Origin of the sequence: Massilia sp. UMI-21, assembly GCA_015277795.1 — a bacterium.
Lineage (GTDB): Bacteria > Pseudomonadota > Gammaproteobacteria > Burkholderiales > Burkholderiaceae_D > Telluria.
Genome location: CP063848.1, coordinates 1,512,755 through 1,528,810, shown reverse-complemented (window position 1 = coordinate 1,528,810; position 16,056 = coordinate 1,512,755). Strand labels below are relative to the sequence as shown.

The 16,056-nt window shown below is 65.5% G+C and carries 10 protein-coding genes; 3 read left to right on the top strand and 7 right to left on the bottom strand.

Going from position 1 to position 16,056, the window contains the following annotated elements:
- Positions 1–45 precede the first annotated feature (45 nt).
- Genes IM543_06740 through IM543_06725 form a run of 4 tightly spaced genes read right to left on the bottom strand, consistent with a single transcriptional unit; the run spans position 46 to position 4,691 of the window.
- Entirely contained in the window at positions 46–990 is a 945-nt protein-coding gene (locus IM543_06740; protein QOY95547.1) for a VTT domain-containing protein, read from the bottom strand.
- Between the two features lie 55 nt (positions 991–1,045).
- Positions 1,046–2,734 carry an ABC transporter ATP-binding protein gene (locus IM543_06735; protein QOY96552.1) on the bottom strand — a complete coding sequence of 563 codons (1,689 nt, stop codon included), beginning with the start codon at positions 2,732–2,734 and terminating at the stop codon, positions 1,046–1,048.
- Positions 2,734–3,756, bottom strand: a complete 1,023-nt coding sequence (locus IM543_06730) for an ABC transporter permease (GenBank protein QOY95546.1) — start codon at positions 3,754–3,756, stop codon at positions 2,734–2,736. The genes IM543_06735 and IM543_06730 overlap by 1 nt, the downstream gene beginning before the upstream one ends.
- The gene (locus IM543_06725) at positions 3,753–4,691 is read right to left on the bottom strand and encodes an ABC transporter permease (GenBank protein QOY95545.1); all 939 of its coding nucleotides are present in this window, start codon (positions 4,689–4,691) and stop codon (positions 3,753–3,755) included. The genes IM543_06730 and IM543_06725 overlap by 4 nt, the downstream gene beginning before the upstream one ends.
- A 378-nt stretch (positions 4,692–5,069) precedes the next feature.
- Between IM543_06725 and IM543_06720 the strand changes: the two genes are divergently transcribed.
- Positions 5,070–7,961 carry a TonB-dependent receptor gene (locus IM543_06720; GenBank protein ID QOY96551.1) on the top strand — a complete coding sequence of 964 codons (2,892 nt, stop codon included), beginning with the start codon at positions 5,070–5,072 and terminating at the stop codon, positions 7,959–7,961.
- 97 nt (positions 7,962–8,058) lie between these two features.
- On the opposite strand, the gene ltrA is transcribed toward IM543_06720, so the two are convergent.
- Both ltrA and aroG read right to left on the bottom strand, forming a co-directional pair.
- Positions 8,059–9,426, bottom strand: a complete 1,368-nt coding sequence (ltrA, locus tag IM543_06715; protein ID QOY95544.1) for a group II intron reverse transcriptase/maturase — start codon at positions 9,424–9,426, stop codon at positions 8,059–8,061.
- 446 nt (positions 9,427–9,872) lie between these two features.
- A complete protein-coding gene (aroG, locus tag IM543_06710) occupies positions 9,873–10,931 on the bottom strand; it encodes a 3-deoxy-7-phosphoheptulonate synthase AroG (GenBank protein QOY95543.1) in 1,059 nt (352 codons plus the stop codon).
- Here aroG and IM543_06705 point away from each other — a divergent pair.
- Both IM543_06705 and IM543_06700 read left to right on the top strand, forming a co-directional pair.
- Positions 10,930–11,166, top strand: coding sequence for a hypothetical protein (locus IM543_06705; protein QOY95542.1), 237 nt, complete (start codon positions 10,930–10,932; stop codon positions 11,164–11,166). The two genes, aroG and IM543_06705, sit on opposite strands and share 2 nt — an antisense overlap.
- Positions 11,167–11,466: 300 nt before the next feature.
- Positions 11,467–14,373: a TonB-dependent receptor gene (locus IM543_06700; GenBank protein ID QOY95541.1), complete on the top strand. Its 2,907-nt coding sequence runs from the start codon at positions 11,467–11,469 to the stop codon at positions 14,371–14,373.
- Positions 14,374–14,471: 98 nt separating this feature from the next.
- On the opposite strand, the gene tldD is transcribed toward IM543_06700, so the two are convergent.
- Entirely contained in the window at positions 14,472–15,932 is a 1,461-nt protein-coding gene (gene tldD, locus IM543_06695) for a metalloprotease TldD (protein QOY95540.1), read from the bottom strand.
- Positions 15,933–16,056: the final 124 nt, after the last annotated feature.

The window sequence follows — 16,056 nt, the reverse complement described above, 5'->3', positions numbered from 1 at the left end:
CACACGGCATCGCAAACGCACAACACTAGAAGTAGTCGAACTACCTCAACAAGCCGCTGGCGCTGCCTGGGGATCGTCGCCACGCTGTGCATTCAGGGCATCCAGCCCGCCGCGCAGGGGGCGCGCGCGATGGAAGCCGTTGGCCAGGAATTGCCTGGCCAGCTCGGCCGCCGTCACGTCGTCGGGGCAATTGCAATAGATGACAATATGGCGGTCTTTGTCGAGGGTGGCCATGAGCTGGCCGGGAACGCCGGCCTGGAACACCAGTGCGCCGGGAATCGCGGCTTCCAGCTGCTGGGCCGTCAGGCTGCGGGCGTCGATGATGACCGGATCGTGGCCACCGTCGATCAGCGCCCTCAGCTCGGCGAGTTCGATGCGCGGCACCGCGAGATGGGCTCGCTGGCGGCGCCGCTGCACGTATTTGACGGCGACGAACAGGACCAGCAAGGCGAGCAGTACGGACAGCGCGGTGCCGCCGGCCGCCTGGAGCCAGCCGAGCAGGTCCTCGACGCTGTCATGGAACAGGACGCCGAGCAGGATGCCGGTGCCGCTCCACAGTGCCGCACCGGCGCCCGAATAGGCCACGAACTGGCCGGTACGGGTGCCGATCGCGCCGGACAGCGGCGCGGCAATGGTATTGAAGCCGGGGACGAATTTCGACACCAGCAGCGACTTGGCGCCGAAGCGGCGGAAGCGGTCCTCGGTCTGGTTGACGCAGGAATCGGGGGACAAGGATATCTTGCAAAGCAGGTGCAGGATCCGCTTGCCGTAGAAGCGTCCGGCGCGGAACCAGAACATGTCGCAGATGAGGCAGGCGCCGACGGCGGCGAGCAGGCACCATTGCCAACGGAGATCCCCATCGACCGACAGCGCGCCGGACACGACCAGGATCGGAAAGGCGGGAATGGGCAGGCCGAACTGTTCGACGAGGACGACGCCGAACACGATCAGCACGCCATAGGTCTGGAGCAGGTCGGCAAACTGGGACATCGCCGTAGTGTAGCCCACTTTGCCTGGCGCCGCCGTCGGCCGGCTGTTGTTTTCCCTACACGCCGCGCGGGATCGCCGCCAGCAGGGAGCGCGTATACGCATGCTGCGGCTGGCGATACAACGCGTCCGAATCCGCCATCTCGACCACGCTGCCTTGGTGCATCACCATCACCTGGTCGGCGATGTACTTCACCACCGACAAGTCGTGCGAGATGAAGATGTAGCTCATGCCGTACTCGTCCTGCAGGTCCTGCAGCAGGTTCAGCACCTGCGCCTGCACCGACACGTCGAGCGCCGACACCGATTCGTCGCACACCAGGATTTCCGGCTTCATGGTCAGGCAGCGCGCGATGGCGATGCGCTGGCGCTGGCCGCCCGAGAACTCGTGCGGGTAGCGGTGGAAGGCCTGCTCCGGCAGCCCGACCCGCTTGAGCAGTTGGTACGCCATCCCGACCCGCTCTGCGTCGCCGGCGCCGATCCGGTGGATGCGCATCGGCTCGAGCAGGATCTGGCCGACCGTGAAGCGCGGGTTCAGCGAGGCATAGGGATTCTGGAAGATGATCTGGATGCGCCGCTTGCAGGCCTGGAATTCGCGGTCGGACATCGCCAGCAGGTCGCGGCCGTGGAACATGGCGCTGCCGCCGGTGGCGCGGTGCAGGCGCAGCAGGGTCAGCCCGACCGTGGTCTTGCCCGAGCCCGACTCGCCCACCACCCCCAGCGTCTTGCCGCGCGCCAAGGTGAAAGACACGTCCTCCACCGCCTTGAACTCGCGCTGCTTGAAGAAGCCTTCGCGCAACCAGAAGCTCTTGGCCAGGTGCCGCACCACCAGCACCGGCTCGTCGTTCGGGCCGGTGCCGCGGGTACGCTGGGGCAGTTGCTCGTCAAGCGTCAGGCGGCCTTCGAGATAGTCGTCGATCACCGGCAGGCGCAGCGGCCGCTCGTCGAGCTTCGGACGGCAGTGCAGGAGCGCGCGCGTATAGGCGTCGCGCGGAGCGTCGAGCACCTGGGCTGCCGCGCCCTCCTCGCGCACCTCGCCATGGCGCATCACGATCACGCGGTCGGCGATTTCCCCCACCAGGGCAAGGTCGTGGGTGATGAACAGCACCGACATCTGGTGCTTTTTTTGCAGGCCCGCGATCAGGTCCATGATCTGCTTCTGGATGGTCACGTCGAGCGCGGTGGTCGGCTCGTCGGCGATCAGGAGCTTGGGTTCGCAGGCGATCGCCATCGCGATCATCACGCGCTGCTGCTGGCCGCCCGACATCTGGCTCGGGTAGGCGTCGATCTTGGCCGCGGGGTCGGGAATCCCGACCTCGGCCAGCAGTTCGAGCGCGCGCGCGCGCGCCTGCTTCGCGTTCATGCCCATGTGCCGGCGCAGCACCTCGCCGACCTGGTAGCCGACCGTGAACACCGGGTTAAGCGAGGACATCGGCTCCTGGAAGATCATCGCGATGTCCTTGCCGCACAGCTTGCGGCGCTCGGCCAGGGACAGCGCCAGCAACTCGCGGCCGTCGAAGCAGGCACGCGAACCCGGATCGACGATGGTCGTCTCCGGCGGCAGCAGCCCCATCACGGCCAGCGAACTGACCGACTTGCCGCTGCCCGATTCGCCCACCAGCGCCACGGTGCTGTTCCTCGGCACGTCGAAGGAGATGCCCTTGACCGCTTCGACCGTGTTCTTCTTGTCGACGCGGAAGGCGATGCGCAGGTCGCGGACCTGCAGCAGAAGGTTCGGATCGGTCATCATTTGAGCTTCGGGTCCAGGGCGTCGCGCAGGGCGTCCGCGAACAGCGAAAAGGCCGTCACCAGCAGCGCCATGGCGCTGGCGGCGGCGGCCAGTTGCCACCATTTGCCGAGGATGAGTTCATTCTGCGCCTCGTTCAGCATGCTGCCCCAGGACACCACGCCGACCGGCACGCCGAAGCCCAGGAAGGACAGGATCACCTCGGCCTTGATGAAGCCGACCACCAGGATCGACATCTGCACCAGGGCCACGTGCGAGACGTTGGGCAGGATGTGGCCGAACATGCGCGCCCAGCCCGATGCGCCGATAGCGTCGGCCGCCATCACGTATTCGCGCGCCTTGTGCTTGATGTACTCGGCGCGCATCAGGCGGTACGGCCCGGTCCACCCGGTCAGGCCGAGGATCAGCACGATGGTCGCCACGCCCTTCTGCTGCAGCACCGCGGCCACGGTCAGGATCATCAGGATCGACGGAATCGAGGTGAAGATGCTGTAGAACCAGTTGAAGAGGTCGTCGACGACACCGCCGTAGAAGCCCGACAGCGCTCCGAACAGGGTGCCCAGCGCCACCGCGACGAAGGCCGCCACCAGGCCCACCACGATCGACGTCTCGCCGCCCTTGATGGTTTTCTTGATGATGTCGTGCCCCCATTTGTCGGCCCCGAAGGGCAGCGTGGTCGCTTTGGCCACCGGCGGCCCGCTGGCCGCCAGCGTCGCCTTGAGTTCGGCCAGTTCGGCGGCCAGCGGGTCGAAGGCATTCGGCGGCGTCGCGCGCGGCAACTGGGCCGCGGCCAGCGCGCGCGTGCCCGCATCGGCCCCGACGAAGGACGGCGGCGCGTAGTTCACCGCCACCTCTTCTTCCCAGTCGGCGGCGATCAAGCCGGCGCTGGAGAGCGCCACGGTCAGGAGGAAGCCGGCCAGCACCGCCAGCGCGGCCATGGCGACGCGGTCGGCGCGCAGGCGGCGCCAGGCCAGCGTCCACAGGCCCGGCGATTGCAGCCGCATTGTCGTTTCACCTGTCATGTCAGTTGCACCCGCGGATCCACCGCCCGGTACAGCAGGTCGGCCAGCAGGTTGAACACCATGGTCGCGGCGGCCACGTAGACCGTGATCGCCTTGATCACCGGGAAGTCGCTGCGCTCGACGGCCAGGATGACTTCGCGCCCGATGCCCGGGATGCCGAAGAAGCGCTCGAGCAGGAAGGCGCCGATCAGGAGCGCCGGCAGGTTGGCCATGACGTGGGTGATGATCGGGATCGCGGCATTGCGCAGCACGTGCACCCAGACCACGCGGCGCTCGCTCAAGCCCTTGGCGCGCGCGGTGCGCACATAGTCCTGGCTCACTTCATCGAGCACGAAACTACGATACAGGCGCAAGGTCGGCGCGATCGAGACGGCCAGACCGATGATGATGGGCAGCAGTGCGTAGCGCAGCAGGTTTTCGCCCAGGCTGTCGCCCCAGCCCTGCACCGGGAACCATCCCAGCTTGTAGGCGAACACGTACTGGAACACGATGATGTAGACCAGGATCGAGATCGACATCCCGACCGTGCAGGCGAGCATCACTGCGCGATCGGTCAGCGAACCGCGCACGAACGCGATCGCCAGGGCCAGGGCGATGCCCAGCACGGTTTCCAGGATGGTCAGCGGCACCAGCACGGTCAAGGAAGGTCCAAGGCGGCTGGCCAGGATGTGCGAGACCGGCTCGCCCGTGCTCCAGGCATTGCCGAAATCGAAAGTCAGGATCTGCCGGATGAAGATCCACAGCTGGCTTGGCCAGGGCTGATCGGTGCCGAGCTGGCGGCGGATGTTCTCGATGGCCGCGGTATCGGCCATCTTGCCGGCCAACAGGTACGCCGGGTCCCCGCCCACCCAGTTGAACAGCACGAACACCAGCACCACCACGCCTAGCATGGTCGGCAACATCTGCCATAGCCGGCGGACGATAAAGCGAAGCATGGAACTCCTATTGAGCGGCTGTCCGCAGCCGGGAAAGACAGCGGGCCGAAGGGCGTAACGATAGCGCATATTCTGCCGGGTTGGCAGCCTTCCATGCTGCCCCGCTCCCATTCCTTTTTATTTCCCGGCCATAACTCCAAATGTTCTCCTTGTAAAGACTTTCATCACATAGTTGTTTTTTTCACTTGTACATACGAATCAATTGACAATGTACGTACGCCAATGTTTTTATTGCCACGCAGGAAAAGATGCCGGTTTTACACCTACGGCAATGTCATCAAAACCTCTCCGTGGCCGAGGTCAGAAAAATGGGTTGCGGAGCCTATCCGGGAAGCTCACATGATGGTTGAAACAGTATTGTCTCGCTCAGTCCGATTGATGTTTGCCGGCGGCATGGTTTTCGCCGCCTCCGCCTATGCGCAAGACGCGCAACAAGGGCAGCAAGGGGTGGCCGCCGAAGGGCAGCAACTGCAGCGCGTGGAAGTGACCGGTTCGCGCATTGCGACCGCCAACCTCGAAAGCGTGAGCCCGGTTACCGTGGTGGGCGCCAAGGACATCAAGCTGGAAGGCACGCGCTCGGTCGAAAACCTGCTCAACAACCTGCCCCAGGTCTTCGCCGACCAGGGCGGTTCGATCTCGAACGGTTCGTCCGGCACCGCCACCGTCAACCTGCGCAACTTCGGCGCCGACCGCACCCTGGTGCTGGTCAACGGCCGCCGCCTGCCTGCCGGTTCCCCGCGCAATACCGCGGCCGACCTGAACCAGATTCCGGCAGCGCTGATCAAGCGCGTCGAAGTGCTGACCGGCGGCGCCTCGGCCATCTACGGCTCGGACGCGGTCGCGGGCGTCGTCAACTTCATCATGAACGACAATTTCCAGGGCGTTCAACTGGAAACCAACTACGCGTTCTACAACCACCAGCAGAACGGTGGCGCCGCGGCCGAGGCGGCCAAGCGCCGCAACTTCCCGCTGCCGGACGACAAGGGCGCCGACGGCAAGGTCAAGGATGCCAACCTGCTGCTGGGCGGCAACTTCGCCGATGGCCGCGGCAATGCCGTCGCCTTCTTCGGCTACAAGAAGGAAGACGCGCTGCTGCAGTCCGAGCGCGACTTCACCGCCTGCTCGCTGGGCGGCTTCAGCTCGGGCGACACCTTCAACTGCGGCGGTTCGGGCACCAGCTACCCGGGCCGTTTCTTCACCGACGCCGGCCAGCGCACCGTCGCCGACGCCAACGGCAACACCCGTCCGTATGTAGGTGCGACCGACCAGTACAACTTCGGGCCGCTGAACTACTTCCGCCGTCCGTCGGAACGCTACACCTTCAGCAGCTTCACCCATTACGACCTCAACGAACAGGCCCGCCTGTACACCGAGGCCAGTTTCCACGACGATCATACCGTCGCGCAAATCGCCCCGTCGGGCCTGTTCGGCTTCGACGCTTCCGGTGCAAATGCGATCCACTACGAAAATCCGTTCCTGAGTTCGGCCTGGCGCCGCGACCTCGGTCTGACCGCCCCCGGCCAGACCGCGGACGCCCTGATTTTCCGCCGTAACGTGGAAGGCGGCGGCCGCCAGGACGACCAGCGCCATACCTCCTACCGTGGCGTGATCGGCATCAAGGGCGACATCGGCAACTGGACCTACGACGCCTTCGCGCAAGCAGGCAAGGTGCTGTTCTCGGAAACCTATTTCAACGACTTCTCCAACGTGCGCATCGGCCGCGCGCTCGACGTCGTCACCGGCGCCAACGGCCAGCCGGTGTGCCGCAGCGTGGTCGATGGGACCGACCCGAACTGCGTGCCTTATAACATCTGGGCGCTGGGCAAGGTCACGCCTGAGGCTCTGAAATACCTGCAGACGCCGGGCTTCCAGAAGGGCAGCACCTCGCAGACCGTGCAAGGCCTGAACCTGTCGACCGACCTGGGCGAGTACGGCATCAAGCTGCCGACCACCGGCCATGGCGTCGGCCTTGCGCTGGGCTGGGAACACCGCACCGAGAAGCTCGACCTGGCAACCGACACCGCCTTCGAGACCGGCGACCTGGCCGGCCAGGGTGGCCCGACCCTGGGCGTGGCGGGCCAGTTCAGCGTGCGCGACTACTACGCCGAAGCCCGCATCCCGGTGCTGGAGAAGCTGCCCTTCGCCGACCAGTTGACCCTGACGGCTTCCTACCGCCGTTCGGACTACTCGACCGGCCAGAAAACCAACTCCTACGGATTCGGCGCCGAATGGGCACCGGTCCAGGCCGCCAAGGTCCGTTTCGCCTACCAGCGCGCCGCACGTGCCGCCAACGTGGTCGAGCTGTTCACGCCGCAGGGCCTGAGCCTGTTCGGCATGGCGAACGACCCGTGCGCCGGCGCCACGCCAAGCGCCACCCTGGCCCAGTGCCAGCTGACCGGCGTCACCGCGGCCCAGTACGGCACCATCGAGGACAGCCCGGCGCAGCAGTACAACCAGATCACCGGCGGCAACACCAATCTGGCGCCGGAAAAATCGGATTCGTACACGCTGGGTCTGGTCCTGACCCCGATGCGCAACCTGAGCCTGACCATCGACGCCTTCGACATGAAGGTCGAGGGCACGATCGGCGGCCTGCCGGCCTCGACCACCCTGACCCAGTGCCTGCAGACCGGCGATCCGAAGTTCTGCTCGCTGATCACGCGTGACCGCATCGGCAGCCTGTGGGCGCTGAACTCCGCGAACATCGTCGCTACCAACCAGAACCTGGGCATGCGTTCGACCCGCGGCCTCGACCTGGGCGCCAACTACAGCATGAAGATGGGCGCCTACGGCGGCCTCGACCTGTCGTACATCGGCACCTACCTGGACGAGTTCAAGTCGGAAGACTTCCCGGGTTCGGGCGAGTACGACTGCGCCGGCCTGCACGGCACCACCTGCGGCACCCCGCTGCCGAAGTACCGCCACAAGATCCGCGCCGTCTGGGGCACCCCATGGCGCGGCCTCGAAGTGGGCGTGACCTGGCGCCACATCAACTCGGTCAAGCTCGACGCGACCAGCAGCAACCCGCTGCTGGCAACCGAGTTCGAACCGGCCGACGAGAAACTGGCCTCGCGCGACTACCTGGACCTGGTGGGCCAGTGGGCATTCAACAAGAACCTGACCCTGCGCCTGGGCATGAACAATGCGCTGGACAAGGATCCGCCGGTGACCGGTGTCGTGGCCGCCGTGTTCGGCAACGGCAATACCTACCCGCAGGTGTACGACGCCATGGGCCGTCACATCTTCCTGAACCTGACCGCCAAGTTCTGATCCGGCGACAATCGGCATAGGGGACGGCCCTGAGGGCCGCTCCCCTGCCACACCACCCGGCATGCGGGTCCGCACCGGGCGGTTCGAGTAGTTGAGGTCAAGACAGGCGAGGTACACCGAGTCGGTCGAAATAGCCGATAGTCATCACTGTTTTGAGTAACCTATCGCTGTTGTGCCACCAGCGGCGGCTGTTCGCCGCTACGTGCCTCGCTGCCGACGGCCAAGCCCCAAGTTTAAGGAGCTCCCGATACATGGTGCTTCCGCGCTTCCAGTGCTTGAGCTGGATAGCCCGCAGCCTGTGCCGCAACCATTCATCGAGTCCGCGCCATACCTTTGGGGTTTGCGCCAACTGGAAGTACCCTTTCCAACCCAGCATATAGGAACGAAGTCCCTGCACCACATCCGGCATGCTACGTCCACCAGATCGGCGGGTTAGCTCCCTGATGCGTTGTTTAAACGCTTGCAACGGCTTTTCCGCCACCTTGCGTTTGACTTCGCCCCCACGCCCCACCCACAGGCTGTAGCCGAGGAACTTGCGGCCAAAGACGCTGGCCACGGCGCTCTTGCCTTCGTTGACCACGAGGTGCAGTCTGGCATAGCAGCGCCGCAGCAGCCTCATCACCCGCTGGCCCGCACGCACGCTACGAACATAGACGTTCGCGTCGTCGGCGTAGCGCGCAAAGCGATGGCCGCGCCGTTCCAGTTCCTTGTCCACTTCATCGAGCATGACGTTGGCAAGCAGCGGACTCAATGGACCGCCTTGCGGCGTTCCTTCGTTCCGTTCCTGTACTACACCATGCTCCATGATGCCGCTGTTCAGATAGGCACGGACCAGCCGGATCACTCCAGCGTCGTCGATGCGTTTCTTCAAGCGGTCGATCAGGATGTCATGGTTGACCCGGTCGAAGAACTTCGACAGGTCCACGTCCACCACGATTCTCAGCCCGGACTGGACGTATGCCTGAGCGGCTAATACCGCATCCTGCGCACGCCTGCCCGGTCGGAAGCCGTAGCTATGCTCGCTGAAAGTGGGATCAAGGATCGGTTGCAGCACCTGTAATAGTGCTTGCTGGATCAGCCGATCCGTCACCGTCGGGATGCCAAGCTCGCGCTCGCCACCGTCGGGCTTCGGAATCGTCACCCGACGTACCGGACTGGGCCGGTACGTCCCTGCCAACAGTTGTTCTCGTATGTGAGGCCACTCGGTTGCCAGCAGACGCGAGGTCTGGTCAATGTCCAGTCCATCCACGCCAGCCGCTCCCTTGTTGGCACGCACACGCTTGAACGCCCGCCGCAGGTTCTCTGTCGTCAGCGCCGCTTGCAGCAACGCTGACCCCGTGCCTCCGGTTGCATGCCGCGGGCAGAACGCTTCGTCGCTGAAAGCATCGAGCATGGCTTCACCTTGCCCTACGGCTTCCCGCCCCGCGTTAGCAGGCATCTGACGCTGTGCCTTCTGCATCGACATATCGGATTCACTCCTACTCGTTCGGTCCTTCGTCGGCGGAGTCGAGCCTTCCCAGCGCTACCTCCAACTACTATGACCTCTGCTGAGACCCCGCTCCGATTTTTTTTTCGTCGCCCTTTCAGGCACAAGGCGGGGCGTCCCCAGGTAAGGGCCGCACTCCTTCATCACACAACCGCCGCATCTACGCCACCTCTCCTTGACCACAAGAGCTTTGCGGTTCATGGCCCGCTCGCCCTGATCGGCAACGCCTTCTATGCGATTCGTGTTCCTCGGCTCATGATTTACGATCCACGCTTCCTTCCCACACTCGGTTACCCTCATGCAGTTGCGCTTCACTTCGCTCACTGTGGTCAGCTCGCGGCAGGACTTTCACCCGCAGGAGTGCGCCCATGCTGGGCGCACCACGTGAAAACGGCGCACCCCGGTGCGCCGTTTTTTTTCGGACCTTATTCCGGCCGCACCCGCCTCTGCTTGACCGCCTGCGCCAGCCCTTCCAGCACGCCGATGCTGGTCTCCCAGTCGATGCAGCCGTCCGTCACCGACTGGCCGTAGGTCAGCTCCTTGCCCGGCACCAGGTCCTGCCTCCCGCCCACCAGGTGCGATTCGATCATCACCCCGACGATACGGTCGTCGCCGGCCGCGATCTGGGCGGCGATGTCGGCGCACACCGGCACCTGGTTCTGCGGATTCTTGCTGCTGTTGGCGTGCGAGGCGTCGATCATCAGGCGCCCGGCCAGGCCGTTGGCCGCCAGCTGGCGGCAGGCTTCTTCCACGCTGGCCGCGTCGTAGTTCGGCGTCTTGCCGCCGCGCAGGATGATGTGGCAGTCCTCGTTGCCGGCGGTCGACACGATCGCCGAATGCCCGCCCTTGGTCACCGACAGGAAGTGGTGCGGCTGCGAGGCCGCCTTGATCGCGTCGGCGGCGATCTTGATGTTGCCGTCGGTACCGTTCTTGAAGCCGACCGGACAGGATAGTCCGGATGCCAGCTCGCGGTGCACCTGCGATTCGGTGGTCCTGGCGCCGATCGCGCCCCAGCTGATCAGGTCGGCGATGTACTGCGGGCTGATCACGTCCAGGAATTCGGTGCCGGCCGGCAGGCCCAGCGCATTGATGTCGCGCAGCAGCTCGCGCGCCATGCGCAGGCCGTCGTTGATCCGGAAGCTGTTGTCCATGTACGGGTCGTTGATCATGCCTTTCCAGCCGACCGTGGTGCGCGGTTTCTCGAAGTACACGCGCATCACGATCTCGAGCTCGCCGGCAAAACGCTGGCGCAGCGGCGCCAGGCGGTGCGCATACTCGAGCGCGGCCTTCGGATCGTGGATCGAGCACGGGCCGACCACCACCATCACGCGATCGTCCTGGCCGTGCAGGATGCGGTGCAGCGCCACGCGCGCGCTGGCTGCGGTCTGCTCCGCCGCCGGGGTGACCGGGAACTCGCGGATCAGGTGCGCGGGCGGCGTCAGTTCCTTCATTTCGCGAATGCGTAAATCGTCGGTGCGAGGCATGCTGTACTCCGTGTTGGGTTTGGCTGTGCTGGAAAAGAAAAAACCGCCATCGCTGGCGGTTTGTCTGGATTTGCGTCGGACTGTTCCTGAATCTCGCGTGAACCTGCCGCTACTCCACCGCCAAGGGGCTGGAATGGCTAAAGTAAAAATAGCAGGTAAAGAAAACGTGCTGGCGCATGAGAAGTCCGGAATGATCTGGAGACCTTGTTCGCTTGACTATAACGCCATTGTGTAACAGTTGGCAAGCCTTTTTCAGGCCCCGCCAATGCATGCCGTCCACGGTCCGCGATGCTTGCCACGCGGGTTGCCACGACAGGATTTGGCAAGCGGTTGCGGGAACCCCACAGCTGTTCCCTACCTTTTCACACACCTTGACCGGGATCAGTCGATGTTCATCCAGCAATGCAAAAGTTGCTACGAGCCCCCGACTGCTCCGCGTTCTTATTGCGTTCTCGCAAGAAAAGTCTTTTAAGCATTTGATTGTCGTCAATAAAACGCGGGCAGCGGGAACAAACCCAATCACTGGAGTCCGGACATGACTGAAACCCTGCTCTCGCGCGCCCTGCGGCGCATCTTCGCCGGCGGCGGTGCCGTCGGCCTTATGTCGGTCAGCTGTATGTCGGTCAGCTGTATGTCGGTCGGCGTCACGCTGATGGCGGCGCCCTCCCTGCTGAAGGCACAGGAGGTTGCGCCAAAACCCGTCGCACGCGTCGAAATCACCGGTTCGAACATCCGCCGCGCCGAGGCCGAGACCGCCTCCTCGGTGCTGACGGTGAACCGCGCCGACATCGAACGCTCCGGCAAGAACAGCGTCGCCGAACTGCTGCAGACGCTCGCCGTCGACAATCAGGGCTCGGTGCCGGTCAACTTCGGCAGCGGCTTCGCCGCCGGCGCCTCCGGGATCTCGCTGCGCGGCCTCGGCACCGCCTCGACCCTGGTGCTGCTCAACGGCCGCCGCATGGCGCCGTATGGCCTGGCCGACGACGGTCAAAAGGTATTTGCCGACCTCAACGTCATTCCCACCGACGCGGTCGAGCGGGTCGAGATCCTGAAAGACGGCGCCTCGGCCATCTATGGCTCCGATGCGATCGCCGGCGTCGTCAACATCATCCTGCGGCGCGACTTCCAGGGCACAACGGCGCGCGCCATGGTCGGCACCGCCGAGGGGGGCGACGGCCAGCACTACAACGCCGCGCTCACCTGGGGCAAGGGCGACATCGACACCGACCGCTACAACATGCTGCTGACCTTCGAATACAAGCGGACCGACGAAATCTTCAACCGCGAGCGCGGCAACCGCGACTATATCGGCAAGGCCGACCTGCGTCCATGGGGCTTCTCGGCCCAGGAAGCACTGGGCGGCACCGGCGCCATCACCGGCAACAACGCGTCCGGCAATGCGATCAACGGCAACGTGCGCAACCCGACCACCTTCGACTACTACAACCGCGGCAACCTGGCCGGCGCCGGCTTCACCCGCCAGTTCCCGAACGCCGCCTGCGGCAACTTCACCAACCATCCGCAGGGCGACCCCGGCGGCGGCTGCCTGATCGACGCGGCCTTCCAGTACAGCCAGATCCAGCCCCAGACCGAATACCTGTCCCTGTTCGGGCGCGGCACCGCCATGGTGCGTCCGGGCCTCGAGGCGTATGCCGAGCTCAACCTGTACAGCAACCTGACCCAGTCCTCGGCCACGCCGTCCGCGATCAGCTCCTCGGTCGGCTACCCCGGAGGCCCGGTCAGCAATGCCGGGGTCCAACTGGGCGCCACCCATCCCGACAACCCCTACTTCGGCACCGCCGCACGCCTGCGCTACCTGGCGGCCGACGTCGGGCCGCGCCGCTCGGACATCGAGTCCTATTTCACGCGCGCCCTGGTCGGCATCAAGGGCACCAGCTACGACTGGGAGTGGGACAGCTCGCTGCTGTATTCGCGCAGCAAGGTGGACAACGAGCGCACCGGCTACCTGGCGCGCGACGCCACCTTCGCCCTGCTCGATCCGAGCCCGGCCAATATCGCCGCGGCGATCGCCAACAACCCGGCCTACCGCGCCCTGCCGGTCGGCACCGTCTGGCGGATCGCCGAGAATGCCGGCCTGAATTCGCCGGCGGTGTACGCCGCGCTGTCGCCGACGATCAGCAACGACGCCCATACCGAGATCGCGCAGATCGACTTCAAGGCCACGCGCGAGTTCGGCAAGCTGCCCGGCGGGCCGCTCGGGGTGGCGGTCGGCGCCGAGTTCCGCCACGAGTCCTCCGAACTGGAGCCGACCTCCGGCACCGAGCGCGGCAACATCATCGGCCTCGGCTATTCCGCCTACGACGGCCAGCGCAACGTGACCGCGCTGTACGGCGAAGTGCTGGCGCCGGTGTGGCAGGGCGTCGAGCTGACCGGCGCGATGCGCTACGACCACTTCACCGACGTCGGCGATGCCTGGACGCCGAAGGCCGGCGTCAAGTGGACGCCGGCGCGCAACTTCGCCCTGCGCGCGACCTGGGCACGCGGCTTCCGCGCGCCCAGCCCCGCGGAGAACGGCGTCGGCGGCCTGGCCGCCTTCTCCACCGCCGACGACCCGCTGCGTTGCGCGCTTGGCGTCGCGGCCGCCTGCAACCCGGCCTCGATCGCCATCATTACCTCGCCCAACCAGGCACTCAGCCCGGAACGCTCGAAGAGCTGGAACGTCGGCCTGATCTGGGATCCGCTGCCGCGCACCAGCGTTTCGCTCGACTTCTGGCAGATCAAGCGCAAGAACGAGATCAACCAGGAGCAGATCGACGCCGCCATCGCCGCCGGCAGCGTGTCCCGCGACCCGAGCACCGCGGTGCCGACCATCCCGGGCGATCCAGGCGCCATCACCGCGGTGCTGGCACGCTACGTCAACTCGGCCAGCACCAAGGTGCGCGGCATCGACCTCGACGCGCGCCAGAGCTTCGCGCTGCCGAGCGGCTATGGCAACCTGGTGTTCGACGCCAAGTACACCTACCTCGACAAGTGGGAGCGCACCGAGCAGGACGGCACCACGCGCGACTACGCCGGCACCCACGGCAACTGCGACGTGACCAACTGCGTCGGCACGCCCGACCACAAGCTCAACCTGCGCGCCACCTGGGAACGCAGCAACTGGCGCGTGTCGCTCAACGCGAACTACCGCGGCCCCATCGACAACACGCTCTTCAAGGACGATCCGGACGGCTGCGCCACCCATTTCGCCAACGGTAACGACGCACCGACCGATTGCGAACTGGCCTCGTTCACGACCGTCGACCTGGTGTTCCGCTGGAAGCCGCAGCAGCGCTGGGAGGTCTTCGGTTCGATCCAGAACCTGTTCGACAAGAAGGCGCCGCTCGATCCGCTGACCTATGGCGCGGTGTCGTACAACCCGCTCGACTACTACGGCGCGATCGGCCGCTTCGCTACCCTGGGGGCACGCTATACCTTCTGAGTGCAGCCAGAAACGGCAACGCCCGGCGAAGCCGGGCGTTGCTGGATCATGTGGCCTGCGGCGGGCCGGTGCTCAGTGCCGCCTGGCCGGGGCGCCGCTCAGGCCGTACCGCCGACCGTCACGCCGTCGATGCGCAGGGTCGGCTGGCCGACGCCGACCGGAACGCTCTGGCCTTCCTTGCCGCACACGCCGACGCCCGAATCGAGGCGCATGTCATTGCCGATCATCGAGATGTTGTTCATCACTTCGGGGCCGTTGCCGATCAGGGTTGCGCCCTTGACCGGATAGCTGATCTTGCCGTTCTCGATCATGTAGGCCTCGCTGGCCGAGAACACGAACTTGCCGTTGGTGATGTCGACCTGGCCGCCGCCGAAATTGACCGCGTACAGGCCGTTCTTCACGGATGCCAGGATTTCTTCCGGATCCTTGTCGCCGGCCAGCATGTAGGTGTTGGTCATGCGCGGCATCGGCAGGTGCGCAAACGACTCGCGGCGGGCGTTGCCGGTGACCGGCATCTTCATCAGGCGCGCGTTCATCGTGTCCTGGATGTAGCCCTTCAGGATGCCATCCTCGATCAGGGTGGTGCACTGGGTCGGATTGCCCTCGTCGTCCATGTTGAGCGAGCCGCGGCGGTCCTGCAGGGTGCCGTCGTCGACCACGGTGACGCCCTTGGCCGCCACGCGTTCGCCGATCCGGCCGGCGTAGGCCGAGGAACCCTTGCGGTTGAAGTCGCCTTCCAGGCCGTGGCCCACCGCCTCGTGCAGCAGCACGCCGGGCCAGCCCGGGCCGAGCACGATGGTCATCGGGCCGGCCGGCGCCGGACGCGCTTCCAGGTTGACGCAGGCCGACTTCACCGCCTCGGTCGCGTACTTGTCGAGCAGTTCGTCGCTGAAGTAGCCGTAGTCGTAACGGCCGCCGCCGCCGGCCGAGCCGACTTCACGGCGGCCATTCTGCTCGGCGATGACGGTGACGGACACGCGCACCAGCGGACGGATGTCGGCCGCCAGCACGCCGTCGCTGCGCACCACCAGCACCACGTCGTATTCGCCGGCCAGGCCTGCCATCACCTGCACCACGCGCGGATCCTTGGCGCGCGCCATCTTCTCGACCCGCTCCAGCAGCTTCACCTTGGCGGTCGCGTCGAGCGAGGCGAGCGGATCGTGCGGCAGGTAGAGCGAACGGCCGCCCGTGGGGCGCGCTGCGGTGGCGATCTTGACCTTGCCGCTGCCGGCGCGGGCGATGGTGCGGGTGGCGGCCGCCGCGTCCAGCAGCGCCGCTTCGGAAATATCGTCGGAGTACGAAAAGGCCGTGCGCTCGCCCGACACGGCACGCACGCCGACGCCCTGGTCGATCGAGAAGCTGCCGGTCTTGACGATGCCCTCTTCCAGGCTCCAGCCTTCGCTCTTGGTGAACTGGAAATACAGGTCGGCGTAATCGACCTTGTGCGTGAACATCGAGCCCAGCGCGCTCAGCAGCTTGCCCTCGTCGAGGCCGAATGGCGTCAGCAGCACGTCGCGTGCGACAGCCAGGGAGGAAAGGTTCGGTTCGAATGGTTTCATTTTGCTTTCGGTCGTTCGTATGGAAAAGCCATTGTGCCCATTGTGCCATATCCCGCCGCATCGTATCGGACCGGAGCCAGGGGACACGGCGAGGCCACCGACACGGCTGCATGCGGCAAGAGGT